Consider the following 477-nt stretch of genomic DNA (forward strand, 5'->3'; position numbering starts at 1 on the left):
ACGTCACGACGACAGGCGAACCGGTGACGGCGGCACCAACGGTGGCGGTGTAGGTGACAGTGCCACCCTCGGCCGCGGTTTCAGTCGCGGTCAGCTTCACGGTGGTGGTGTCGATGGTGTCAGTGACATTGGTCACCGCCGGTACGCTGCTTGGCACCAGGTTTTCGAAGCTGCCGCCGGTGGCGTTGCTGATCGTGGCCTGAACGGTGCCGGCGTCTTTGTAGACGTCGTCGGACGGGGCCGCAACGCTTACGGTGCCGGTGGTCTTGCCGGCGTCGATGGTGATTACGGCGCCGTTCGACAGGGTCACGGTCACCGGCGAACCGGTGGCGTTGGTCAGGGTCGCGGTGTAAACAATCGAGCCGCCTTCGGCCACGGCATCCGTCGCGCTCAGCGACAAATTGGTGGTATCCGGAGTATCGGTGACGGTAGTGCTGACCGGGGTTTTATCGGCCACCAGGTTCTCGTAGTTACCGC

General features: G+C 63.9%; 1 protein-coding gene. It reads right to left on the bottom strand.

Annotation, left to right across the window (positions count from 1 at the left end; genetic code table 11):
• On the bottom strand, window positions 1-477 hold a 477-nt coding region (locus AC1D1M_RS31500; RefSeq protein WP_477778708.1), incomplete at both ends, for an immunoglobulin-like domain-containing protein.

The sequence above is a fragment of the Pseudomonas sp. P1_F7 genome, assembly GCF_056405655.1.